Source organism: Bradyrhizobium sp. 613_E4_N2_2 (genome assembly GCF_052075995.1).
Taxonomy (GTDB): domain Bacteria; phylum Pseudomonadota; class Alphaproteobacteria; order Rhizobiales; family Xanthobacteraceae; genus Bradyrhizobium; species Bradyrhizobium barranii.
In genome coordinates this window covers 5,545,150-5,569,017 of the sequence record NZ_CP197234.1, presented here as the reverse complement: position 1 = coordinate 5,569,017, position 23,868 = coordinate 5,545,150, and the positions used below count along the sequence as shown (strand labels likewise).

The following is a 23,868-nucleotide window of genomic DNA, read 5'->3' as shown; positions in this document are numbered from 1 at the left end:
CGGACAATTCAGCCATGGCGCCAATTTGTCGCCGGACCGCGTGGCTGGTCCGCCCTAGAAAGCGCGAAGGGTGCACCGGTACGCTCGGGTTCGAATGAACCCCACCCCACGGCGGAGCGACATGTTATTCTGGGTCATTGTATTTATGTGATTATCAGGAGACCGGATCATGATTCCTCAGGATCGGTTTCGCGGCCTTTTTCATAAATATCTGTTCGCGCTTTTCGTGGCTGTCGCGATCCCACTTGCATTCAACGGCGTCATTGAGGCGTGGTTCGGCTATCGCGATCAGCGCGCGAGGCTCGACCAGTGGCTTAGCCTCCAGTCCGCATCCGCGGCCGCCGAAATACACGATTTCATCCACGGCATCACCAGTCAGCTTGGCTGGCTGGTTCAGCTTCCATGGAGTGACGAGTTCGACGAACGCCGGCGGACCGACGCGTTGCGCCTGCTTCGACAAGCGCCCGCCATCGTCAGTCTTACACTCCTCGACGGCAATGGCCTGGAGCGTCTCTACATCTCGCGGATCGGCCTCAATCGTATCGAGAGCCGCACGGGCCGATCAGCCGATCCCGCCTTGGTTGGCGCCCGCGCAGCTCAGATCTGGTTCAGCGACGTCAGCTACAATCGAGGCTCCGAACCGTACTTGACGGTCGGGATTGCCGGCAACCGACCGGCTGTCGGCGCAGTCATAGCCGAAGTGAACCTCAAGCTGATTTGGGACGTGATCTCGGCCATCAAGGTCGGAAGGACCGGCTCCGCCTTCGTCCTGGACCGATCGGGTCGCCTGATCGCCCATCCCGACATCAGCCTCGTGCTCCGCGGGGCGGAGGAAGCGACCTCCAAACCATTTCGGGCCGTGCGCGACGCGATAGGGACGAAAGCGGGCTTCGCAACGAGCCGGGACGCACAAGGACACTATGTTGCCGCCAGCGCTGCTCCCGTACAGGGCCCCGACTGGACAGTCGTGGTCGTGCAGCCGCTATCCGAAGCTTACGCGCCGATCTATTCCGCCCTGTGGCGGACGGCAATGCTCCTCGCAATCAGCACCATGCTCGCAGGGATACTTGCCTATGCATTGGCGCACCGGATGACGGAGCCGATCAAGCTGCTCGAGGAGGGCACGGAGAGGATTGGTGCCGGGTCCTTCGACCACCGCATTTCGATCCACACCGGGGACGAGTTCCAGCGTCTTGCAAACAGTTTCAACAGAATGGCGTCCGAGCTGGCGCTGGCGCAGCAGCACCAGGAGCGCATCGCCAAGCTCAAGCGGTTCCTTGCTCCCCAGGTCGCCGATCTCGTCGATCGAGCCGGCGATGACAGCGTGCTGGACGGCCGCCGTACGGAAGTCGTCGTTGTCTTCTGCGATTTGAGGGGCTTCACCGCGTTTTCAGCAGGCGCCGCGCCCGAGGACGTCATGAGCGTACTGTCGGAATATTATGAAAGCCTTGGCAGGGTCATCACGAAATTCGAGGCAACGCTGATCAATTTCTCCGGAGACGGACTGATGGTGCTGGTGAACGCACCTGTCCCGGTCGAAGAGCCTGCATTGAGAGCCATCGATCTCGCCGTCGACATGCAGACGAACGTGCAAGCCCTCATCGCCGGCTGGCGGTCGCGTGGCTACTACGTTGGTTTTGGAATCGGCCTTGCCAGCGGGCCGGCGACTGTCGGCCGGATCGGATACGAGGACCGGCTCGACTACACCGCCATTGGGAGCGTCGTGAATCTTGCGGCCCGGCTGTGCGCATCTGCCGCAGACAAGGAAATCCTGATCGACGCCAAAGTCGCCGCCGACGTCAATGGCAGGCGGCCCGTTGAGGATCTCGGGGGCCGCGAGATCAAAGGATTTGACGAAGCCATTCCAGTCTTCGGAATATCCTTCGAGGCTCTCGAGCCGAGTGGCCGCGGGATGCCCGGCACAATCCGCTAGAGACTGTCCGCGTATCCGGGGCTATGCTCCGGCAAACGGCTGACGGCAGCGGGTCCGTGGGCATGAGGTGCGCCAACTCTGAAGCAGCAACGCTACGCAGACGCGCCAGACGGCGTGATTTTCTTCTTTGGATGGCAGGCGCCGCGACGTGGACGACCGTCTCGTATGGGCAGAAGCCCTCCATGCCGGTCATCGGATATCTTTGCCCGGAGTCACCCGAGCTCTTTGGCAGTCGACTTGAGGCTTTCCGACAGGGACTGGAGGAAGCCGGCTTCGTCGAGGGGCGCAATGTGGCGATCGACTTTCAGTGGGCCGCCGGACAATATTCTCGATTGCCAGCCCTGGCTGCCGAATTGGTCGCCAGAAATGTAGACCTGATCGTGGCTCCTGGCGGGGCTCCCGTGGCACTTGCCGCGAAGGGTACGGGTACGACCAAGACCATCGTGTTCGAGATGGGCGGCGACCCCGTTCAGCTACGCGTGGTGGACAGCCTGTCGCGGCCGGGCGGAAATATCACGGGAGTTTCGAGCCTGAGCGTCGATGTGTCGCCAAAGCGGCTTGAGCTGATGCGCGACCTGTTGCCCACGGTGACCAGATTGGCGGTGGTCGCCAACCCGACAAGTCCGACCGCACCCTCACAATTGCAGAAGCTTCAGGCGGCCGCAGAAACCCTGCGGGTTCAACTGCAGATCTATAGCGCAAGCAAGGAGGATGAATTCGAATCCGTGTTCGCTGCCGTGGCCAGGGACGGGCTAAGCGGAGCTGTGTTTACCTCCGACCCCTATTTTGCATTTCGCAGTGCCCGGCTGGCGGCTCTCGCGATGAAATATCAATTGCCCGCAATCACGCAGACCCGAGACTTTCCCGTGGCTGGAGGTTTGATGAGCTACGGAGGAGATTTCATGCAGTCGCACCGTCGCGCGGGTATCTATGCCGGACGCATTCTGTCGGGCGAGAAGCCTTCTGATCTTCCAGTTCAGCTCGTCACGAAGGTGGAGCTCGTTGTCAATTTGAAGGCCGCGAAGCTGCTCGGCCGTCCGTTCTCCGCGGCAGTCATTGCCGGCGCGGACGAGGTGATCGAGTAAACCATTATCGGAATGCGCCCAGATCGGCTTACACGAACCTGACAGGGGCGCGGGCGAGCCTGCCACGCGCTTTTTCGCTGGCCGAGGCGGCCGGAATGGTGGAAGAGAGCGAAGATGCGGCGCGAGCCGTGATTGCACAGGAACATCCGGCGGGACTGCGATGCGCCTTCTGATCGTCGAGGACAATGTCGAGCTGTCGCGGCTCGTTGCCGCCGGGCTGTCGGCCGCCGGCTACCAGAGCGACATCGTGAGCACCGCGGCCGAGGCGCGCGAGGCGGTCAGCAGCGTCAGCTACGCTGCGATGATCCTCGACCTCGGCCTTCCCGACGGCGACGGCCTGTCGGTGCTGCGCGAGCTGCGCCGGCAGATGGAGCCGCTGCCGGTGCTGGTGCTGACCGCGCGCGGCGGCCTGCAGGATCGCGTCAGCGGCCTGCGCAGTGGCGCCGACGACTATCTCGCAAAGCCGTTCGCGATGGAGGAGCTGGTGGCACGGCTGGAGGCTATTTTGCGCCGGCCCGGCCAGCTGCTCGGCCGCTCGCTGCGGCTCGCCAATCTCGTCTACGACACCGAAAGCCGCCAGATCTTCGTCGACGACCAGCCGCGGATCATCTCCGCGCGCGAGACCTCGGTGCTGGAGATTTTGCTGCGCCGGCAGGGGCGGGTGGTGCCGAAGAAGAACGTCGAGGACCACATCTTCGGGCTCGAAGGCGAGGTCGCCTCCAACGCGGTCGAGGTCTACGTCTCGCGGCTGCGCAAGCAGCTCACTGAACACGGCGCCAAGGTCGTGATCCACACCATCCGCGGCGTCGGCTATCTCATGTCCGAGGAGAAATAGCGTGGCGGCCGCCGGGGCCTATGGTAGATCGCCGACATTCAAATCGTTGATCTGGCGCATCGTGTTCATGCACATCGTGGCGGTCGCGGTGGTCGCGATCTTCCTGCCGCTGGTACTGTTCTGGCTGCTCAATTCCGAAGTCGACCAGCTGCACCGCGAAGCCATGCGGGCGCAGGCCGAGGTGCTGGCCGAGCGCATTGTCGCCGCGCCGGACGGCCTGCTGACGTTCAACCTGCCGGACAGCCTGCGGGGCCTCTATTCGGAAGCCTACGGCCGCTATCTCTACGACATCCGCGATGCCGACGGCCGTTTGCTGTTTTCGTCCCGCCGCAAGACGGGAGCGGCCGTGTCGGCGCCGCCGACACTTTCCGAGACGATTTCCGGCGCTGGCGTCACCCGCATCATCGACGGCAAGGTCGTGCGCATCCGCGTGGCCGAGGATCTGGCGCATCGCGACGTCATCATCGACGACATCATCTCGAACTTCTTCCGCCGGGTCGGGTGGATCACCATTCCGATCCTGCTGATCCTGCTCGCCGCCGACATCATCATCTTCCGCCGTGCCATCGCGCCATTGTGGAAGGCGTCGGAGGAGGCCAGCAATATCGGGCCGGCGCGCACCGACATCCGCCTGCCGACGGAACAGATCCCGCGCGAGATCATGCCGCTGGTCACCGCCGTCAACCAGGCGCTCGACCGGCTCGAGGACGGTTTTCGGGTGCAGCGGCAGTTCACGGCGGATGCCGCGCATCAATTGCGCACGCCGCTCACGATCTTGCGCACGCGGATCGAGACGCTGGGCGATGGCGCCGCAAGGCAGGCGCTGCACGACGACATCGAAGGCATGAGCCGCATCGTCGCCCAGCTGCTGGAGATCGCCGAGCTCGACACCCTGGTGCTCGATCCCGGCGAGACCGCGGACCTGCGCGCCGTCTGCGCCGAGGTGGTCGGCTCCATCGCGCCGTTCGCGATCGCGCAGCACAAGGACATCGCGCTGAAGGGCGCCGACGCGCCGGTGCTGATCCACGGCAATGCGGAGATGCTCCAGCGCGCGATCTTCAACCTCGCCGAAAACGCCATCAAGTTCACGGCGAAGGATACCGCCGTCGATGTCGAGGTGCGCGAGGACGGTTCGGTGCGCGTGCGCGATTGCGGCCCCGGCATTGCGGAGGCCGAGCGCGAGCTGATCTTCCAGCGCTTCTGGCGCGCCGACCGCCAGCGCAGCGACGGCGCGGGCCTCGGGCTCTCGATCGTGCGCGGGGTCGCGGACGATCATGCCGCGACGGTGGCGGTGGAGAATCTTCCCGGCGGCGGCGCGGAGTTCACGCTGCGGTTTCGGCTGGCGGAGAAGACGGCTTCTTCACCCTCTCCCCTTGTGGGAGAGGGTGGCTCGCCGCGATAAGCGGCGAGACGGGTTCTCTCCGCGAATCCAACTCTTAGTCAAGCGCGCGGAGAGAACCCCTCATCCGGCGCTTCGCGCCACCTTCTCCCACAAGGGGAGAAGGGAAGAAAGCGGCCGCTATTTCAGCTTGCCCGTGGACAGGTCCATGATCATGCGCGTGGCCAGATAAAGCCGCGGCACGATGCTGTTGATCTGCACATATTCGGCATCGTTGGAGTGCGCGCCGAAGCCTGACAGGCCCATGCCTTCCACCACGGCGCCGCTGGTCTTGAGCGCGGCAAATGCGGCGTCGGTGCCGCCGCCGGTCGCCTTCTCGTCGACCTTGAGGGACAGTCCGATTTCCCCATAGATTGTCTTGCCGTAGGCTGCGACGCGGCGCGAGGCGTCGTTGGCCTCCAGCGGCGGGCGGCGCACCTCGAATTTCAGCTCGACCCTGGAGTCGGGCAGCAGGCGATTCTTGATCTTCTCCTGCAGCGCCTTCTGCAACTCGTCGAAATCGGCGACCTTGAGCGCACGCGCATCGGCCTGGGCCGAGGCGTCGGCCGGGATCACGTTGCGGTTGGTGCCGGCCTTCGAGACCGTCCAGTTCAGCTTCAGGCCCTGCTCGGGCTTGGACAGGTCCTTCATCTGCAGCACCTGGTGCGAGAGCTCGTACAACGCGTTGATACCGCCCTCAGGCCGAGCGCCCGCGTGCGAGGACTTGCCATGCACCGTAAGATAGGCCGAGCCGATGCCGCTGGTGGCAAGGCGCAGCGTGCCGTCGGTGCCGCCGCCCTCGAACGAAAACACCACGTCCTGATCCGCGGCGAATTTGGTGATGGTGCTGCGCCAGCCGGGCGAGGAGATCTCCTCGTCGCCATTGGTGAGCACCGTGAGCGTGCCGTAATCCTTGAAATTGAGTTTCTGGAGCATCGCCACGGTATGGAGAATGAGCGCGACGCCCTGCTTGTCGTCAGCAATGCCGAGGCCGTAGGCCTTGTCGCCGTCGACGCGGAACGGCTGGTCCTTCAGCATGCCCTTCAGGTACACCGTGTCCATGTGGGCGATTAGCATGATCTTCTTGCTGCCGGTGCCCTTGAATACGGCGTGCACGGCTGGGCCGATTGTCTCGGGCGTGTCGTCGAGGCGATAGACGTCTGCGGGGTGCAAGGTCTCCACCGTGCCGCCGAGCTGCTTGAGCTGGCCGGCAACGCGCTCGGCGATCTGGTTCAGGCCGTCGATGTCCTTGCTGCCGGATTCGATGCTGACGAGGTCGCGCAGCGTGTCGAGCAGCGGCTGCTGCTCCTTTTGCGCCAGCGCATGGACATCGGTCATCGGTTCCGCATGCGCAAACGTTGCGGCGCATGCCAGCCAGAGCGATGCGATCAAGGGAGCGAGCGACGGAGCAGGGAGCGATCGGGACATGCGCGGCGGTCCATCAGTTGGAGGATGGCCCGGTATGCCCGTGTTTGCGTTGCTTGTCACGCGCGCGGGCGCGCGCGTCATGAACCGCCGAGGCGGAACATGACGGCGATGGTTATGGCCGCTACTTCTGCGGCGGTCCTAGATCCAGCGGCGGCAGGTCGATCTGCGGCACTTCGATCTTGACCTTGTCGAGATCGACGTTGAGCGGCTTGTCGAGCAGGCCCGTCACCGTGATCGGGAAGATGATCACGAGCAGCACCATGATCAGCTGCAGGCCGATCCAGGGGATTGCGCCCCAATAGATGTCGGAGCTCTTCACTTCCTTCGGCGCCACGCCGCGCAGATAGAACAGCGCGAAGCCGAACGGCGGATGCAGGAACGAGGTCTGCATGTTCACGCACAGCATCACGCCGAACCAGATCAGCGCCGCGTCCGGTCCCACCACCGGGGCGAGGACCTTCTGCGCGATCGGCGCGATCATCGGCAGGATGATGAAGGCGATCTCGAAGAAGTCGAGGAAGAACGCCAGGAAGAAGATGAAGAGGTTGATGAAGATCAGGAAGCCCCACACGCCGCCGGGCAGCGAGGTCAGCAGATGCTCGAGCCAGACGCCGCCGGAGACGCCGAGGAACACCACCGAGAAGCAGGTCGAGCCGATCAGGATGAAGGTGACCATGCAGGTGAGGCGCATGGTGGACTCGTAGCCCTGCTTGATGAGGTCGCGCAGCTCGGGGATGCGCGCGGCCTGGATGCAGATCCAGGCCACGGCGAGATAGGTGACCGCGAACGAGAGCCTGAAGACCAGGTTCTCGGTGAACAGCATCGCGACGATGGTGCCGACGCCGGCGGCGATCACGCCGCCGATCAGGATCATGCGGTCCTTCGAGGTGAAGTCCTTGTGATGGATCGCGGCGAGCACGATGGCGCCGACCGCGCCCATGGCGCCGGCTTCGGTCGGGGTCGCAAGACCCATCATCATGGTGCCGAGCACGACGAAGATCAGCACGGCCGAGGGGATGATGCCCATCAGGCACTTCTTCCACAGCGCCCAGCCGGTCAGCGTGCGCGCTTCCTTCGGCACCGGCGGCACGTGGCTCGGCTTGATCAGGCCGAGGATGAAGGTGTAGCCGGCGAACAGCATGATCTGGAACACCGAGGGGCCCCAGGCGCCGAGATACATGTCGCCGACCGACTTGCCGAGCTGGTCGGCGAGCACGATCAGCACCAGCGAGGGCGGCACCAGCTGCGTGATCGTGCCGGAGGCCGCGAGCACGCCGGTGATATAGCGCATGTTGTAGCCGTAGCGGATCATCACCGGCATCGAGATCAGCGCCATGGCGATGACCTGCGCCGCTACCGTGCCGGTGATGGCGCCGAGGATGAAACCGACGATGATGACGGAATAGCCGAGGCCGCCGCGGACCGGGCCGAACAGCTGGCCCATCGAGTCCAGCATATCTTCGGCCAGTCCACATCTCTCTAATATGGCGCCCATGAAGGTGAAGAACGGGATCGCGAGCAGCAGCTCGTTGGAAAGCACGCTGCCGAACACGCGGCCGGGAATCGCCTGGAGGAAGTTGAGGTCGAAGAATCCGAGATGGATGGCGAGGAAGCCGAAGGAGAGGCCGACCGCCGCGAGCGTGAACGCGACGGGGAAGCCGATCAGCATCGCCAGAACCAGGCCGCCGAACATCAGCGGCGGCATCATTTCCAGCGTAATCATTGGGTCGGCCTCTCGTACTTGGCGTCGATCGTCACATAGCCCTGGAGAGCCGCGATTCGCTTGATGACTTCGGAAACACCCTGGAGCGCCAGCAATACGAAGCCGGCGGGGATCACGAACTTGATGGGCCAGCGGATCAGGCCGCCTGCATTGCCCGACATCTCGCCGACGTTATAGGCCTGCATGAAGAACGGCCAGGACAGATAGGCGAGCAGGAGGCAGGAGGGGATCAGGAAGCAGAGCGTGCCGATCATGTCGAGCCAGAGCTGGCCGCGTTCCGAGAGCGTGAGGTAGAAGATCTCGACGCGGACATGCTCGTTGCGCTTGAAGGTGTAGGACGCGCCGAACATCACCAGGATGGCGAACATGTACCATTGCAGCTCCAGCCAGCCGTTCGAGGAGTTGCTGAAGGCATAGCGGATCATGGCATTGGCCGCGCTGACCAGGCACGCCAGCAGCACCAGGATGTTACAGACGTACCCAATCTTTTCATTGAGGGCGTCGATGGCGTTGCTCACCGCCAGCAATGGACGCATCTTACTTTCTCTCCGTCGCCGTCGCGGCCCAACACTTTACGGGAGGCTTCAGCACGCATCGCCTGGCCGGCGTGCGAAAAGCACGCGACCGCACGGACAATATTCCGGAGCGATTGCGGCGTCAGTCCTCCCCTCGTGCCTTGCCGTCTTGACCGCGACCGCCAAAGGGGCGCGGCCGGCTTATTGCTGCCGGGCAAGCAAAGGCGGCTGCACCAAACCAGCGGGCTTGTGCGCCGTCAATCGGAAAATGGGCAAATTGACGCCGAGTCAAAAGCTTATGGCGGGGAGGGCGCGAATCCCTCAGCCGCCCGTGACGCTCATGTGCCTGGAGACGCTGGGGCGGTCGTGGCGGCGGTCGATGATGAAATCGTGGCCCTTGGGCTTCAGCCCGATGGCGCGGTCGATCGCATCCGCAAGCAGCATGTCGTCGTCAGATGCACGCAGGGGTTTGCGCAAATCTGAAGCATCCTCGTGGCCGAGGCAGGTGTGCAGCGTGCCCGTGCAGGTGATGCGCACCCGGTTGCAGGATTCGCAGAAATTATGGGTCATCGGCGTGATGAAGCCGAGCTTGCCGCCGGTCTCGGCAACGCTGACATAGCGCGCCGGCCCGCCGGTGCTCTCGGCCAAATCGGTCAACGTGAATTGCTGGGCGAGCCGCGCGCGCACCAGCGACAGCGGCAGGTACTGGTCGATACGGCCCGAGCCGATCTCGCCCATCGGCATGACCTCGATCAGCGTCAGGCCCATGCCCTTGCCGTGCGCCCAGCGCATCAGGTCGGGAAGCTCGTCCTCGTTGAGGTTCTTCAGCGCCACCGCGTTGATCTTCACGCCAAGCCCAGCGGCGCGCGCGGCTTCGATGCCCTCCAGCACCTTGTCGATCTCGCCCCAGCGGGTGATCTCGCGAAATTTCTTGGGATCGAGCGTGTCGAGCGAGACGTTGATGCGGCGGACGCCGCAATCGGCGAGCTCCCGGGCGTGTTTCGCAAGCTGGGTGCCGTTGGTGGTCAGGGTCAGCTCGCTCAAGGCGCCGCTCGAAAGGTGGCGGGACAGCGAGCGCACCAGCGTCATCACGTTGCGGCGAACCAGCGGCTCGCCGCCGGTGAGCCGCAGCTTCTTCACGCCCTTGGCGATGAAGGCCGTGCAGAGCCGGTCGAGCTCCTCCAGCGTCAGCAGGTCCGCCTTGGGCAGGAATGTCATGTCTTCCGACATGCAATAGAAGCAGCGCAGATCGCAGCGGTCGGTGACGGATACGCGCAAATACGAGATGGTCCGCCCGAACGGATCGGTCATCGCGCTCGACAGCGCGTCGCGGGGGCTCGCTGCTGCGAGAGGGCTCGCGGAAGGTCCGTTCATACCAGATGCCTTGCCAAATGCCTTGTCACTTACGGCGACGGGCGCACCTTTGCTTCAGTGGTGCTCTGGAAGCAATCTAAGCATCGGACGCGGTTAGGACAATCGGGTGGTATACGTAATCAGCGCCTGGATCAGCGCTTTCCTGCGTTCGGATCGGGAAACGGCGAGGCCGCCACCGCAGCAGGTGCAGCATCCGCAGGGGCCGCAGCGGGTGCGGCATCCGCAGGCGCCGCGGCGGCTGCGGCCGGCTTCGGCTTCTTCGGCCGGTGCGGCTTCTTCACAGGCTTGGGCGGCACTGCCGGCTGGAGTTCCGCGAACACCGGATTCGGGTCGGTGGTGACCGAGGCGGGCGTGGTGAAATCCCCGGGATTCTTGATCACGTTCACCGGCACGCTCGCCGGCTGGTATTTTGGCAGCGCGAAAGCGACCGTGAAGGGGGCGTCGGGGGCCGGAACCGAGACGGAGCAGGGGGTCTTGCAACCCGCACCCAGCGAGGTCGTGGCGTCAGCCCCTGGAGGATTGGATTCGAGCCGGACCTGGACGGTCGGCGGCGCCGATTTGAACATGTCCCAAGACATCGAGGAGCAGCCACCAAGGCCCGCTCCCGCTAGCGCAATCGCGATGACACGACGCATGACCACCCACTTCTAACTGCGACGAACCGCCACATCCCCGGGCGAACCTACGAGCGTCGTTCCAAGCAAGCAACCGGCGCGCTGCGCATAGTTAATAGATGGTTAACGCAGGGTTCCGTAGAATATGCCAGTTATTTCAGAGTCTTGTGGCTCCTAGGTGGTCATCAGGCTGTGGGCCGCGGCCGGCAGGTCGCGCATGTGATGGATCAGCCGGTCCGGCTTCAGCTCGGCGATCGGCACGTCCGTATAGCCGAAGCTGACCCCGATCACGGGCACCCCGGCGCGACGGGCCACGCCGACGTCGGTTCCGGCATCGCCGACCATGATGCTGGCTTTGACCGCTCCGCCGGCGCGTGCCACGGTCTCGCGGAAAATGGTCGGATCGGGCTTCTGGACGCCAAAGGTGTCCGCGCCGCAGATCGCGGCAAAGCGGCGAGTGAGGTCGAGCTGGTCCAAAAGCCGCTTCGACAGCCATTCCAGCTTGTTGGTGCAGACCGCCAGCCGGTGGCCCTGGGCGGCAAACTGGTCGAGTGCGGCCTCGAGCCCCTCGAACGGACGGGATTCGACCGCGATATGGTCGGCATAATAGGCGATGAAATCCGCTGTCATCCGGTCCATGTCAGCCGGCGTGACCATGCGGCCCTCAGCCTCTAGCCCTCGTTCGATCAGCTTGCGGGCGCCGGCGCCGATCATGTTGCGGGCCGAGGCCATCGGCACGGGCGGCAGCCCTTCGCGGTCGAGCACGAAATTCAGCGCGGTGATCAGGTCGGGCGCCGTGTCCACAAGCGTGCCGTCGAGATCGAAGACGAGGGTGTAAGGGGAGGTCATGGTCCCAGCGCTATCGGGCCGGCCGGATCGGCGCAAGGGCCGAAGCCATAAGTTCACCTTATAAGATCGGCCCGGAGGCCTGTTCCGGCAGGAAAAACGAGGCTACATAGGCCGCCGCAAGCAACCTATCGGCGGCACACTCTAAAATTCAGGGGCGGGCGCATCGTGAACATGGACCAGTTGAAGCGGCAGGCTGCGGCGCGCGCCCTCGAGGAGGTGCGTGACGGCATGCAGCTCGGGCTCGGCACCGGCTCGACCGCCAAACATTTCGTCGAACTGCTCGGCGAGCGCGTGCAGGCCGGGCTCAAGGTGATCGGCGTACCGACCTCGGAGGCGACGCGCCTCGACGCCGAGCGCTGCGGTGTGAAGCTGACGACGCTGGACGAGATCGATCATCTCGACCTCACCGTCGACGGCGCCGACGAGATCGATCCCGACTTCAACCTGATCAAGGGCGGCGGCGGCGCACTGCTGCGCGAGAAGATCGTGGCGGCCGCCTCGGATCGCATGATCGTGATTGCCGACGACAGCAAATGGGTGCCGACGCTCGGCCGCTTTCCGCTGCCGATCGAGGTCATCCCGTTCGGGCTCGGCGCGACGCGCCGCGCGATCGAGAAGGCATTTGCCGAATGCGGCGTTTCCGGGCAAATGGCGGTCCGTAAAGCCAAAGGCGGCGACAAGGATGGCCACGTTTTCGTCACCGATGGCGGCCACTGGATTCTCGATGCTCAGCTCGGACGCATCGTGGATCCGCCTGGCCTCGCCAAGGCGTTGAGCTCGATCCCCGGCGTGGTCGAGCATGGCTTGTTTATCGGCTTGGCCAGCTCGGCCGTTTTGGCGGGCGGCGAGGGAATTCGCGTGATTGAACGGCGTAAGCCGAAAGGAGACTAGGAATGAAGAGCGTATTGAGATTCTTGCCGGCCGCGACGCTTGCTGCTGGACTGGCCGTCTCGGCGGTCCCGGCGATCGCGCAGCAGGCCGCGCCGGCCCAGAAGGCTGCTCCCGCGCCGGCCCCGCCGAAAGCCTCGCCTGCGGCGATCGCGGCGGCCAAGGAGATCCTGCAGATCAAGAACGCCACCGCGATGTATCAGGGCGCCGTGCCTGGCATGGTCGAGAAGACCAAGATCACGCTGATCCAGCAGAATCTCAACTACCAGAAGGAGCTCAGCGAGGTCGCGCCGATCGTGGCCCAGCAGCTCAACGGCCGCCAGAACGAGATCGGCGAAGGCATGGCGCAGATCTATGCCAGCGAGTTCACCGAGCAGGAACTGAAGGACCTCGTCACCTTCTACAAGTCGCCGCTGGGCAAGAAGCTGATCGACGCCGAGCCGCGCGCCATCGGCCTCAGCATGGCCTTCATGAACTCCTGGGCCCAGAACTTCTCCGAGACCGTGATGGGTGCCTTCCGTGCCGAGATGCGCAAGCGTGGCAAGGAAATCTGACAGTACCTATCTGATCAGAAATCCCTAAAGCGCGTCATCGCGCTTTAGGCTGTTATTTGCGCATGATCCTATCGGAGAACCGCTGCACACTTCTCCGGATCATGCGCTGAAAGAAGAGGTCGGAGTGGACAATGGCTGAATTCGACGTCGACCTCTTTGTCATCGGCGGCGGCTCGGGCGGCGTGCGTGCCGCCCGCATCGCGGCCGGTCACGGTGCGCGCGTGATGATCGCGGAAGAGTACCGCATGGGCGGGACCTGCGTGATCCGCGGCTGCGTGCCGAAGAAGCTGTTCGTGATCGGATCGCATGTCCGTCACGAGCTGGAAGATGGCGCCGGTTTCGGCTGGACCGTTCCGCCCGCGACCTTCGACTGGCCGACGCTGATCGCCAACAAGGACAAGGAGATCGCGCGGCTGGAAGCGGCCTACACGACGAATGTCGAGAAGTCGGGCGCGCAGGTCGTCAAGAGTCGCGCGGTGATCGAGGACAAGCACACCGTCCGCCTGCTCGAGAACGACCGGAAGATCACCGCAAAATACATCCTGATCGCCACCGGCGGCGCGCCCAACCATGGCGCCTCGATCCCTGGCATCGAGCACGTGATCTCCTCCAACGAGGCGTTTCACCTCAAGAAGCTGCCGAGGCGGATCGTGATCCAGGGCGGCGGCTACATCGCGCTGGAATTCGCCGGCATCTTCGCCGGCTACGGCTCCGACGTCACCGTGATCTATCGCGGCGACAACATCCTGCGCGGTTTCGACGAGGACGTTCGCGCCCACGTCCGGAGCGAGATGGAGAAGCAGGGCATCACCATTCTCACCGGCTGCACGGTGGCGAAGGTCGATCGGCACGGCGAGGAATTCACCACGCATCTGTCGAACGGCTCGAGCCTTGCCTCCGACCAGGTGATGTTCGCGATCGGCCGCCATCCGTCGGTCGCCAATCTCGGCCTGGAGAAGGCCGGCGTCGCCATCAACCCCGAGAATGGCGGCATCGCGGTGGACCATTTCTCGAAGAGCTCGGTCGACAGCATCTATGCCATCGGCGACGTCACCCACCGGCACAATCTGACGCCGGTTGCGATTCGCGAGGGGCATGCGTTTGCCGACACCGTGTTCGGCAAGCGCGAGGTGCAGGTCGATCATTCCTACATCCCGACCGCGGTGTTCTCGCAGCCGGAGGTCGGCACGGTCGGTCTGACGGAGACCGAGGCGCGTGCGCAATTCAGCCACGTCGACATCTACAAGACGACGTTCCGGCCGATCAAGGCGACCATGTCCGGTCGCGACACCCGCGTGCTGATGAAGCTCGTCGTCGATGGTTCGACCGACCGCGTGCTCGGCTGCCACATCGTCGGCGATTGCGCCGCCGAGGTCACCCAAGTGGTCGCGATCGCGGTGAAGATGAAGGCGACCAAGGCCGACTTCGACGCGACGATCGCGCTGCATCCGACCGCGGCCGAAGAGCTCGTCACAATGCGCACGCCGACGGCGCGGCATGTGCGTCAGGCGGCGGAGTAGGAGCGGCCTTCAGCGCGACCTCAAAGCACTGAGATCACGTCACGTCATCTCCGATATCTTGCCCTTGCCCTGGCAGGACTCGCATTTGACCGGATAGATCTTGCGGCCCGGGTGCGCTGGCTCCTTGGACTTGGGAAAGCCGGTTCCGTTGCACAGCGGGCAGGTATGTTCTTTGATCTTCGGGCGCATGCTAGATCCTTTCCGGCTGTGGTGGCGCAGCGGCCCGTGCAGGGGCCGCCTTGCCTTGTGGTCAATGGTTCAAGGCCGGCTAGCCTCCGGCGGGCTCATCCTCGGCGAAGGTCTGCTCGATGGCGGCGGGCATCTTCGCAACCGACATCAACGAACGTGCGACCTGATTGAGCAACTGGTCCGCGTTCTCTTCCTCCGCCAGATTCTTGGAAAGCAGCGCGACGACGGCGGTGTGACGCAACTGCTGCGCCAGGTTGCGGGCGGTCGCGTAGCCGGCAATCTCGTAGTGCTCGACACGCTGTGCCGCACCGATCAACGCGAGATCCGCAGCGGCATCGTCCTTCCTGGCGCCCTCCTTGATCACTTCGTCGCCTTCCTCGACAAGCCCCTGCATGCCCTTGCAAGCCTTGGCGCGCGGCTTCTTCCCAAGAAGTTCGAAGCACTCGTCGAGACGCTCGATCTGCGCTTCGGTTTCGGCCAGGTGAACGGTGAACAGCTCGGAGAGCTGGTCGTAGCGGGCAGCCTCGATCATCTGAGGCAATGCCTTGGTCAACTGCTTCTCCGCGTGCAGGAGATCCCGCAGCTGATCGATCAGCAGGTCGTCAAGGCCAACGGACGGTTCCGATGGCGAGCTTTCGGCAACGATGGAAGGCGCTGCGCCGGGATCGCCGCTCTGGAGTGCCGGTGATTCCATGAACACCCAGTCCTCGCCTTCATTCCAGGGACCTCTTGTGTCGATTTCTCCATTGTCGCCGGACCCTGTCGAATCGTTGAAGAACTGGTCCACGAGACCGGGCGTCGGAGCGATGCGGCCGATGCTGAACGTGGGCTTGTTCATGCTTTCCAGCGCGCGTGAGAACGCCTTCATGTGGGTGATTTCCCGTGTCATCAGGAATTGCAAGGCGTCCTTGGTGCCGGCGTCATCACAGAAATTGATCAGGCGCTCATAGACGATCTTGGCCCGAGCTTCTGCGGCGATGTTGCTGCGCAGATCGACGTCGAGTTCTCCGGTGATCTTGAGATAGTCCGCCGTCCAGGCACTGCCTTGCGAGTTGAACAGATTGACACCGCCGCCTCCGGCAATCGCGATCAAGGGATCGGCTTCCGCCGCTTCGCGATCGAACTTCATGGGTTTCAAGTGCAGCCGCGCGAGCGATCCGACGACCTCAAGGTGGCTCAACTCCTCGGTTCCAATATCCATGAGGAGATCCTTACGGTCGGGATCCTCGCAGTTGAGACCCTGAATGGAATACTGCATGGCGGCCGCAAGCTCGCCGTTGGCGCCACCGAATTGCTCCAGCAGCATATTGCCGAACCGGGGATCGGGCTCGTCGACCCGGACTGTGAACATGAGCTTTTTGACGTGATGATACATGGAAAGACCTTTGACTACAGGAGATACCGGGGCCAACTGAGCGCTGTGTTGGACGTTCCTAATTCGGATCGTGCCGCGACCAGATGCTTCTCGGGAGAATCAGGTGGCTCAATGCAGCGTTTCCGCCGCGGCTTCGTCGACAGCGGCCATCAGGTCAGCCGTATCCGATTGCTGGATCATGTGACCCGCATTCGGGACGCGACGCATCTTGCTGTGCTTGATCTCGTCATGCAGCCTGCCGGACTGTTCGTCGATGTCGATGAGGCGGTCGTCCTCGCCGGCCAGGATGGTGACCGGCATGGCCAATTCGCCGTAAGTCTTCGCCGACAGCATCGCAGAAGGGACCATCAACGCCGCTTCCGCGGCACCCGCACGAAGCTGCGACGGACGCACCGCCAGTGATTTGGGGAAGCCGTCGAATTTTTCCGGGACGGATTTGGGCCCGAACAGCTGCCGCAGCATCGTCGGCCACATCAGGCGGCTGAGGATCGGCGAGATCGTGTGACTGAGGATGTCGCCAAACCCTGGTATCGCCGGCCCGGCCATCGCCATCATCGCGTCGGTGCGGGCCGTCGGGAAATAATAGCCCGACGCCAGTATCAAGGCTTCGACCAATGAGGGGTGCCTGCTTGCCAGGGCGATCGCAACCGATGCGCCCCAGGAATGTCCGAGCACGATCGCCTTGTCGACGCCAAGGTGCGCAAGCGCGTCTTTGAAAAGGTCGGCTTGGGCGGCCGGCGTCCACACCACGTTGCGCGGCCTCAGACTGTGCCCGAAGCCGGGACGGTCGAACACGATGACCCGATAGTCCTTGGCTGCAAGATCGATCAGGCCACTCGACTCGAAATCCTGGATCATGCTGCCATTGCCATGGAGCAGAACCAGCGGGCGTCCGGACCCGCGCTCGACATAGTGCAGCCGAACACCGTCGATGTCGATGAACCGCCCTTGGGGCGGATTATCACGCTGCGCCTTGTCGGCAAGGCGCCGATTGACGAACGCGGCCGCTGCGAGCAGGCCGGCCGTCGCGGCAATCGTGGAGGCCAAGGGATGTTCTGCGAGAGCATGAAGGGCCGTGGCCGCCAAAGATGGCGAACGTTTTTTCAGTATGCGCATGTGACACTTTCGCTGACTGCGGCCAGCTGTTGGAGAGTGGGGAAGGGACGCTTCCGCATTGACGCCCTTGGTCGCATCACGACCGCGATGGCGCCGGATTCTTGCTGGAGGAGATTTCCGTGCGTCGCGGGTGCGGTTCGGAGACCGGATCAGCAACATCGAGCAGGGATCGATTTCGCCTTCTTGGGACCCGGAACAGTGCTGGTCCGGACCTCCCGGCATGCGCATTCACGGATCATGTCGTGCAGACGCAACAGGAGGGACGGAGAGATGTTCCTAATCCGATGGAGAGATGTTCCTAATCCAATGGATGCAGCCCGCAGTCGGCCATTGACGTAGATCGGAGGCAAAGGCGTGGTTTCTCGGGACCGCGCACTGGTGAATGTCATTTGCGACACCATATCCAGGATATCACCCGCACAGACATGACAGGCGCCGGTGACAGAGAGACGCTGCCGCGCTCCCGCCACAACCGGAGGCGCGCATTGAACGTTATCTCCTATCCCCTGCATCTCTGCCGCAAGTTCGATCGCCGCTGGAGCGCGAAAGCGGTTCAGGACGAGACACAGCAATCCCCGTCACAACGGCCCAACGGCTGTACCGCCTGCGGGCGAATAGTGGCGGCTCCCTTGCATGCGACCTACTTGCCCACCGGGAACTTCGTCAATCAGTGGCGGTGCCCTGTGTGCAAGAACTCCTGGCAGACCTCTGCCGATGCCACGAGCAGCACTGATATCCAATTGAGCCAGTCCGAGCATCTTCGGCAGAATGCCGGGCACTGCCTGACGCTGGAAGACACCGCTGCCAACGACGCGGCGCGCAAGCAGTTCAGGAGCATGGGCGATGCCTGGCTCGCTCTCGCGGAGACGCAGGAGTGGCTCGATGGCGCGACGCCGCCGGTCTCGCGACCGCAGCCGCAAAGCGCTGATTTGATTCCGATGCCAACGCAGGGGCGTTCGCATGAATGAGAAGCGCAACCGCGTGCGTCAGGCGGATTCACTTGCCGAGCGTCTCGCAGCTGATGCACTGAGGCTGCGTGAAGAGGCCTCGCACCTTGAACCCGGCCCAGAGCGGGATGCGCTGCTGAGCAAGGCACACCGGAACAAGATGGCTGCCGATATCAACTCCTGTCTGACCGCTCCGGGACGCCGCTTGCCTGGATAGCCAGCGCAGATCTCGAGCCCGAGCTTTCACCGTTTGCCAATAGTAACGAACCACCAAGGGTCCGATTGAGATCCATGGACGATTTGGCGTGGGCAGCACTGCCGGGTCTGACGCAGGCAAACGGTCGACCTTTCCCCGGAATGCAAGGACCAGATGACACGGATCGAGACAAGAGCGGCCGCATCGTTGAGACCGCGCTCGAAGCGCGCCAAGGCGAGCTCGGTCCCAGCGTGTTGATGCTGCTGGGTGTGAGTGTGGGACTTGCAGTCATCCTCATGGTGATGACGTGGATGATATTCTTCAGAACCTGAGCGTGAAGGAGATGTCACAGCGCGAGACGTAGGAACTAAAGCTCTGATGGGGGCTTGGATCACTCCTTAGACACTGGAGACCATCATGAAGCGCCCATCGTTTATCGTTTGCATTTCTTTATTCGCGGCGGCCACCGCCTTCGCAGCTGCTCCGGCCTCGGCGCAAAATCCACCGGCGCAGTCCGGACCGAACAACAGCGCGGTCAACAGCGCGGGGCAAAACAACTCCGACGCTCCTGTCGCAGGTCGCAACAGTTTCACCGAAGGACAAGCCAAGTCGAAGATCGAGGATGCCGGCTACGCCAACGTCACCGAACTGAAGAAGGACGACAACGGTGTTTGGCGCGGCCATGCCAGCAAGGGTGGATCTGCCACCGCGGTCAGCGTCGACTTTCAAGGCAACGTCAATTCGGCCAAGTAAGCCAATAAGCAAGTAAGAAGGACACACAATGACCGTTACAATTTCTCGTCTTTACGACAACTACAGCACTGGGCAGCAGGCGGTTCAGCGTCTCGAAGCTGCCGGCGTGCCGCATTCGGACATCAGCATCGTCGCCAATAATTCGGACAGCTGGTTCAACACCGACAAGAAGGTGGACCGTGACCGCGATGGCGTCGACGATCGCGCCGAAGGTGCCGGCAAGGGCGCCGGCATCGGTGCGGGTGTGGGTGGCACTGCCGGCCTTCTCGCCGGTCTCGGCCTCCTCGCAATCCCCGGCCTCGGACCCGTCGTTGCGGCCGGTTGGCTCGCCGCGACCGCGGTCGGCGCGGCCGCCGGAGCCGCAACCGGCGGTGTCGTCGGAGCGATGACTGAGGCCGGCATTTCGCGGGAAGATGCGGACTCCTACGCCGAGGGCGTGCGTCGGGGAGGCACGCTGGTGTCGGCGCGGGTCGCAGATGCCGATCGATCCCGCCTTGACGCAGTCCTGAACGAGTCGTCGGTCAATTTGCGTGACCGCAGCGCCGCCTGGCAGAAGACCGGATGGAAGTCGTTCGATCCCGCCAGCAAGCCCTACGGTGCGGACGAAGTTCGCAAGGAGCGGCAGCTCTACGGTGGATCAGTGCGTTAAGGATCATTGCGCCAATGAGATCGCGACGGCCCGCTTCGGCGGGCCGTCTTTTCGTGCGGCTACGCGTACAGATACCCGACCGGCTTGCCCTCGGTGCGCAGGGGGCGGATGTCCTTCTGCGTGATGATCTGGCCGGCGAGGCCGTCGATCTCGTCGCGCTGGGTCGGCGTCCAGCTGCAAAGGTCGTTCATGCCCTTTAGAAGACCGAGGCGGAGCACTTGCGTGTTCTCGCCGAGGCCGACGAGGCTGATCGAGCTCTTGCCCGCCGTCACCACATCGCCAGCCGCAAGCTCGATCGCCTCACCGGCCTTGTTCTTGAATTCGGCCGTGCCGCGAATGACGCGGTAGATTGCGACCTCGCCGTTGGCGAAACAGCTGGCGTCTGCTGCCGTCGATGTGCTCTTCGGCAGAAGTGACTGGCCACGCGGGTCGGTTGCGATGATGTGGCCGGTGACGAGATGGCCGCTGGGAATCTCGATCCCGATGTCGCGCACGTACACCGGCATGGCCGATTTGATCGGACCGTCGACGAGCGGCTTGAACAACGCATCCAGCGCGAGGGGATCCTGAAGCCAGAAGCCCGCGTCGGCCGGCCGGTTGTGCAGCGGGTGGCTCCAGGCCACGCGCGGCGTCTCGGCCTCGTTGATCTGGTCCGGACCGACGATCGTCGGGTTCGGAAAGGTCGTCGGATCGGTCACGAAGGCTTCGAGAAATTTGCCGGAGTAGCCCATCGAGATCGGATCGGGTACCACGGTCTGCGGCGTCTTCAGGTTTTCTTCGGTCGACAGTCCCGACCAGGTGTAGAACAGCTGGCGGTGGACGATCGCGCTTTGCAACATCACCGCACCGGGGCCGACATTGTAGAAGCGCCCGTCGTAGTCGAAGGTGAAGGCGCCCGAGGTGACCAGCACGAGCTGAAAGCCGCCCGGCGGAAGATGAAGATGGAAATCGGTGGGGCCGGTGTCCGGGCGGTAGATCGGGAGGTTCGTCGCGACTTCGTGCAGGAGGAAGGTTTCGTTGTTGGCGTGGAAGCCCTCGTTCGCGCGGTTGTAGAGGGCTTGCGGCCGGTACGTCGCCTCGAACCTGGCATTCTTGTCGCGATCGATCGCCACGAAATCCCGAGCGTTGAGGCGTAGTGGCGCGCCGTTCGGATGGGTGAGGCCGGTAAATTTGAGATCGCCGGCGGCATGCACGTTCATGGCACTCTCCGATCTTTGTCGCTCATCCGGTCTCCGGGCGCACGCATCTTGCTGCGCCAATTCGTGGGAGCAGGGAATCAGGCCTGACGCTGCCTTGCGAATTCTGGGCCAGTCGAGATGCAGCACGATGCGCGGGCTCGGCGGCTCCGCGCGGCGCGATGAAAAATCGAGATTGCACCTGAGGTTAGACGGCGCGTTAGGCTGGCCTGCCTGGGCCTCATCGCCGAGCCCGCAACTCCGGCGACGGGGCGCGGTTTGTCTAATTTGTCGGCAAGCCCCGGCGCGGGCGTGCAGCCGCGCAGGTCGCGTCGATCAGCAAAGGCCGGCGGCCGGGCATGCGAAACCGCTCATTCGAACGACTGACGGGTGATCCTCTCGGGCTTGCCGATCGGGCTGTCCGCCCACTTCGCCATGTCCACCGTTCGCGCGTCGATGCCTTCGCACCAGAGGCAGCTCAGCTCCGCGCGGCCCTTGGCCGAAAGCAGCGGTACAAGTCCGTGGCCGCAGCCAGCGCAAGACGTGACGCGATTCACGCGTTCCTCCACGATCACCGAATTCAGGAGCGACATTGTCGTTCGCCAAGCTTGCGCGGGCGCTATGACGGCGCACGAACGCTTCCGATCGGAGCGCTCGCGCCCGAGATCGTCGAGGCTGCGATCCAGCGCGAGACCGCCCCGATGTCCTTCGCATTCTCGCGATAGGCGCGAAGCTGGAATTCCGCCGAGCTGCCGCGCTCCACGATGGTCCGGCAGTGCTCGACCTCGGCGGCGCAGTTCAGCGCGGCTGCGTCCCCGGCGACGTCGTCGATGATCCGGGCCAGCAGCTCCGAGATGGTGACCGGCCCGTCTTTCGAGGCAAAGATGCAATCGGTGCCGTAGCGCTGGGCCCGCCATTTGTTCTCGACCGCAATCGCGCGCTCGACCACCGTGACCTCCTTCGACCGATACGGCCGCAGATAGAGATGGCGCGTCAGGCAGCGATAGAGCGAGGCGATGGCAACGGCGTCGTCGATGAAAGTGCAGGTGTCGGGCGCGCGAAGCTCGAGGGTCGGGTGCCTCATGGACGGCCGCATCGCCCACCAGATATGGCTCTCGTCGGGAATCACGCCGGAGCGTTGCAGTGCGCCGATATATTCGTCGTAGTCGCGCCTGGTTTCGAACAGTTCGGGCAAGCCGGTGCGCGGCAGCTCGGAATAGGCGGCAAGCCGGTAGCCCTTCAGCCCGGTCTTGTGGGAATTCCAGAACGGGGAGGAGGCCGACAGCGCGATGAACAGCGGCAGATGCGGCAGCATCGCCCGCATCACCGCCATCCGCTTCTCGGGATCGGGCAGCTGGACGTGCACATGCATGCCGCACATCATGTTGCGGTGGCCGATGCTGCGCAGATCCTCGATCATCTCCTCGTAGCGCGGCTTCGGACTCGGCTGCGACATGCGCCAGACCGCGGTCGGATGCGTGCCGCAGGCCATGATGACGAAGCCGTATTGCGCGGCGACGTTGGCGACCTCGCGGCGGAGGAACCGCAGCTCTTCCCGGGCGTCATTGACATCGACGTGAACGTTGGTGGCGACCTCGAGCTGGGATTGCAGCATCTCCCGCATCGCCTGGCCGCCGGTGGACCAGTTCACCGACTCGAACAGGGCGTTGGGCGTTTCGATCGCGACCTCGAAGCTGCGGCGATCGGCGAGGAAGTATTCCTCCTCGATGCCGAAGGAATATTCAGCCGCCTTGCCGTGTCCGCCGGCAGAGCGGATGACGAGGTGCTGCTTGTCGTCGGAGGAATCGAGGCGCAGCAGTTTCAAAACGTCCGAAGCAAATGTCATAGGGCCACCCGGCAGTGGTATTACCTGCGGGCAATAATCCGCCTGACCCGGGCCGGTTCCGCGTCGGCCTCACTGGAAATTGCAAGGTCGAACGGAACAATTTTCACGGTTTCGGACGCGCGCGCGACCAGCGCGTGATTCGGCGGAACTTCCGTCCAGTCCGTTTCCTTGTCGAACGGCTCGGACACGACGACGACCTGGCCGCTGCCGGCCTCGCGATAATAGAGCGTGTTGGCGGCATCGTTGACCGCGACGCGAAACGCATAGAGATCCCGGCCGTTTGCGATCGCGCTGGTGAAACGCAGGCGCTCACGAAGCTCGCCCTCGTTGACCAGGCTCACGAGCGATTGCAGCACGGCTTGCGTTGCGCCAAGTGGATCGCTGTCGAGTCCCGCGCCCATCATGGCGAGGAACACGGCTTCCGAATCGGTCGTGCCCAGCCGCGAGGGGTAGTAGGCATCGGGGATCAGCGCCTCGACCTTGCGCCGCAGGCGATTCCAGCTGCCGACGAAGCCGTTGTGCATGAACATCCACTGGCCGCAGGCGAACGGATGACAATTCTGCCGCGTCACCGCCGTGCCGGTGGCGGCGCGCACATGGGCGAAGAACAGATACGAGCGCAGATGGCGGCAGAGGTAGCGCAGGTTTTCGTCCGACCAGGCCGGACGTGTCTCGCGGTAAAGGCCGGGCTCCGGATGCTCGCCATACCAGCCGAGACCAAAGCCGTCGCCGTTCGAGCCGGCCGTCGACTGCAGCGAGCGGATGCTCTGCGCGATCAGCGAATGCTCGGGCTCGGTGACATAAGGTTCGAACGAGGTCATCTCGCCCCGGTATGCGATCCAGCGGCACATGCGGCCTTCCTGTCGGGATGTGGCGTAAGGTTCACCAACAAGATCGCCTGTGTTGGGTTCCAGGCGATGTGTTCT

At 63.7% G+C, this 23,868-nt stretch carries 25 protein-coding genes; 12 read left to right on the top strand and 13 right to left on the bottom strand.

All coding sequences use genetic code 11. From position 1 onward, the window contains the following. The first annotated feature begins 169 nt into the window (after window positions 1-169). The 4 genes from AB7290_RS27010 (at window position 170) to AB7290_RS26995 (ending at window position 5,255) form a co-directional block, all read left to right on the top strand. Window positions 170-1,933, top strand: coding sequence for a cache domain-containing protein (locus AB7290_RS27010; protein WP_085404873.1), 1,764 nt, complete (start codon window positions 170-172; stop codon window positions 1,931-1,933). A gap of 131 nt (window positions 1,934-2,064) precedes the next feature. Continuing rightward, window positions 2,065-3,018: an ABC transporter substrate-binding protein gene (locus AB7290_RS27005; RefSeq protein ID WP_085404872.1), complete on the top strand. Its 954-nt coding sequence runs from the start codon at window positions 2,065-2,067 to the stop codon at window positions 3,016-3,018. A gap of 160 nt (window positions 3,019-3,178) precedes the next feature. Beyond that, on the top strand, window positions 3,179-3,853 hold the full coding sequence (locus tag AB7290_RS27000; RefSeq protein ID WP_028146749.1) for a response regulator transcription factor: 675 nt from the start codon (window positions 3,179-3,181) through the stop codon (window positions 3,851-3,853). A 1-nt stretch (window position 3,854) separates the two neighbouring features. Then, complete coding sequence (locus AB7290_RS26995; protein WP_085404871.1) at window positions 3,855-5,255, top strand: sensor histidine kinase; 1,401 nt, start codon at window positions 3,855-3,857, stop codon at window positions 5,253-5,255. Window positions 5,256-5,372: 117 nt separating this feature from the next. On the opposite strand, the gene AB7290_RS26990 is transcribed toward AB7290_RS26995, so the two are convergent. From AB7290_RS26990 to AB7290_RS26965, 6 genes are all read right to left on the bottom strand, one after another. Next, window positions 5,373-6,659, bottom strand: coding sequence for a M20/M25/M40 family metallo-hydrolase (locus AB7290_RS26990; protein ID WP_085404870.1), 1,287 nt, complete (start codon window positions 6,657-6,659; stop codon window positions 5,373-5,375). 121 nt (window positions 6,660-6,780) lie between these two features. Next, a complete protein-coding gene (locus tag AB7290_RS26985) occupies window positions 6,781-8,382 on the bottom strand; it encodes a TRAP transporter large permease (RefSeq protein ID WP_063984025.1) in 1,602 nt (533 codons plus the stop codon). Next, a complete protein-coding gene (locus tag AB7290_RS26980) occupies window positions 8,379-8,918 on the bottom strand; it encodes a TRAP transporter small permease subunit (RefSeq protein ID WP_014496195.1) in 540 nt (179 codons plus the stop codon). The genes AB7290_RS26985 and AB7290_RS26980 overlap by 4 nt, the downstream gene beginning before the upstream one ends. Before the next feature lie 300 nt (window positions 8,919-9,218). Beyond that, window positions 9,219-10,271 (bottom strand): GTP 3',8-cyclase MoaA, encoded by a 1,053-nt coding sequence (moaA, locus tag AB7290_RS26975; protein WP_085404869.1) that lies wholly within the window; start codon window positions 10,269-10,271, stop codon window positions 9,219-9,221. Between the two features lie 131 nt (window positions 10,272-10,402). Continuing rightward, window positions 10,403-10,906 carry a hypothetical protein gene (locus tag AB7290_RS26970; protein ID WP_085404868.1) on the bottom strand — a complete coding sequence of 168 codons (504 nt, stop codon included), beginning with the start codon at window positions 10,904-10,906 and terminating at the stop codon, window positions 10,403-10,405. Between the two features lie 153 nt (window positions 10,907-11,059). Continuing rightward, on the bottom strand, window positions 11,060-11,734 hold the full coding sequence (locus AB7290_RS26965; RefSeq protein WP_085404867.1) for an HAD-IA family hydrolase: 675 nt from the start codon (window positions 11,732-11,734) through the stop codon (window positions 11,060-11,062). Window positions 11,735-11,899: 165 nt separating this feature from the next. Between AB7290_RS26965 and rpiA the strand changes: the two genes are divergently transcribed. The 3 genes from rpiA (at window position 11,900) to gor (ending at window position 14,696) form a co-directional block, all read left to right on the top strand. After that, the gene (gene rpiA / locus AB7290_RS26960; RefSeq protein ID WP_028146742.1) at window positions 11,900-12,625 is read left to right on the top strand and encodes a ribose-5-phosphate isomerase RpiA; all 726 of its coding nucleotides are present in this window, start codon (window positions 11,900-11,902) and stop codon (window positions 12,623-12,625) included. Between the two features lie 2 nt (window positions 12,626-12,627). Then, a complete protein-coding gene (locus AB7290_RS26955) occupies window positions 12,628-13,176 on the top strand; it encodes a DUF2059 domain-containing protein (protein WP_071915171.1) in 549 nt (182 codons plus the stop codon). A gap of 131 nt (window positions 13,177-13,307) precedes the next feature. Further along, entirely contained in the window at window positions 13,308-14,696 is a 1,389-nt protein-coding gene (gor, locus tag AB7290_RS26950) for a glutathione-disulfide reductase (RefSeq protein WP_441254185.1), read from the top strand. A 39-nt stretch (window positions 14,697-14,735) separates the two neighbouring features. Here the strand turns inward: gor and AB7290_RS26945 are convergent, their stop codons facing one another. From AB7290_RS26945 to AB7290_RS26935, 3 genes are all read right to left on the bottom strand, one after another. Continuing rightward, window positions 14,736-14,885, bottom strand: a complete 150-nt coding sequence (locus tag AB7290_RS26945) for a hypothetical protein (protein ID WP_155255931.1) — start codon at window positions 14,883-14,885, stop codon at window positions 14,736-14,738. Between the two features lie 79 nt (window positions 14,886-14,964). Then, window positions 14,965-16,260: a DUF892 family protein gene (locus AB7290_RS26940; protein WP_063984019.1), complete on the bottom strand. Its 1,296-nt coding sequence runs from the start codon at window positions 16,258-16,260 to the stop codon at window positions 14,965-14,967. A gap of 108 nt (window positions 16,261-16,368) precedes the next feature. Then, the gene (locus tag AB7290_RS26935; protein ID WP_063984018.1) at window positions 16,369-17,376 is read right to left on the bottom strand and encodes an alpha/beta fold hydrolase; all 1,008 of its coding nucleotides are present in this window, start codon (window positions 17,374-17,376) and stop codon (window positions 16,369-16,371) included. A 485-nt stretch (window positions 17,377-17,861) separates the two neighbouring features. On the opposite strand from AB7290_RS26935, the gene AB7290_RS26930 reads away from it, so the two are divergent. From AB7290_RS26930 to AB7290_RS26910, 5 genes are all read left to right on the top strand, one after another. Next, complete coding sequence (locus tag AB7290_RS26930; protein WP_144030847.1) at window positions 17,862-18,344, top strand: hypothetical protein; 483 nt, start codon at window positions 17,862-17,864, stop codon at window positions 18,342-18,344. Beyond that, the gene (locus AB7290_RS26925) at window positions 18,337-18,540 is read left to right on the top strand and encodes a hypothetical protein (RefSeq protein ID WP_063984017.1); all 204 of its coding nucleotides are present in this window, start codon (window positions 18,337-18,339) and stop codon (window positions 18,538-18,540) included. Before AB7290_RS26930 ends, AB7290_RS26925 begins: the two co-directional genes overlap by 8 nt. Window positions 18,541-18,614: 74 nt before the next feature. Continuing rightward, window positions 18,615-18,851 (top strand): hypothetical protein, encoded by a 237-nt coding sequence (locus AB7290_RS26920; protein ID WP_085404864.1) that lies wholly within the window; start codon window positions 18,615-18,617, stop codon window positions 18,849-18,851. A gap of 85 nt (window positions 18,852-18,936) precedes the next feature. Further along, window positions 18,937-19,272, top strand: coding sequence for a hypothetical protein (locus AB7290_RS26915; protein ID WP_063984016.1), 336 nt, complete (start codon window positions 18,937-18,939; stop codon window positions 19,270-19,272). 28 nt (window positions 19,273-19,300) lie between these two features. Continuing rightward, complete coding sequence (locus AB7290_RS26910) at window positions 19,301-19,921, top strand: hypothetical protein (RefSeq protein WP_071915165.1); 621 nt, start codon at window positions 19,301-19,303, stop codon at window positions 19,919-19,921. Between the two features lie 59 nt (window positions 19,922-19,980). Here the strand turns inward: AB7290_RS26910 and AB7290_RS26905 are convergent, their stop codons facing one another. The 4 genes from AB7290_RS26905 to AB7290_RS26890 all read right to left on the bottom strand — a co-directional run bounded on the left by AB7290_RS26905 (window position 19,981) and on the right by AB7290_RS26890 (window position 23,793). Beyond that, window positions 19,981-21,120 (bottom strand): hypothetical protein, encoded by a 1,140-nt coding sequence (locus tag AB7290_RS26905; protein ID WP_085404863.1) that lies wholly within the window; start codon window positions 21,118-21,120, stop codon window positions 19,981-19,983. Between the two features lie 347 nt (window positions 21,121-21,467). Then, complete coding sequence (locus tag AB7290_RS26900) at window positions 21,468-21,689, bottom strand: hypothetical protein (RefSeq protein WP_240537640.1); 222 nt, start codon at window positions 21,687-21,689, stop codon at window positions 21,468-21,470. Between the two features lie 26 nt (window positions 21,690-21,715). After that, window positions 21,716-22,942, bottom strand: a complete 1,227-nt coding sequence (locus AB7290_RS26895; protein ID WP_441254181.1) for a carboxylate-amine ligase — start codon at window positions 22,940-22,942, stop codon at window positions 21,716-21,718. Window positions 22,943-22,962: 20 nt separating this feature from the next. Further along, window positions 22,963-23,793, bottom strand: a complete 831-nt coding sequence (locus tag AB7290_RS26890) for a class II glutamine amidotransferase (RefSeq protein WP_085404861.1) — start codon at window positions 23,791-23,793, stop codon at window positions 22,963-22,965. Window positions 23,794-23,868 lie beyond the last annotated feature (75 nt).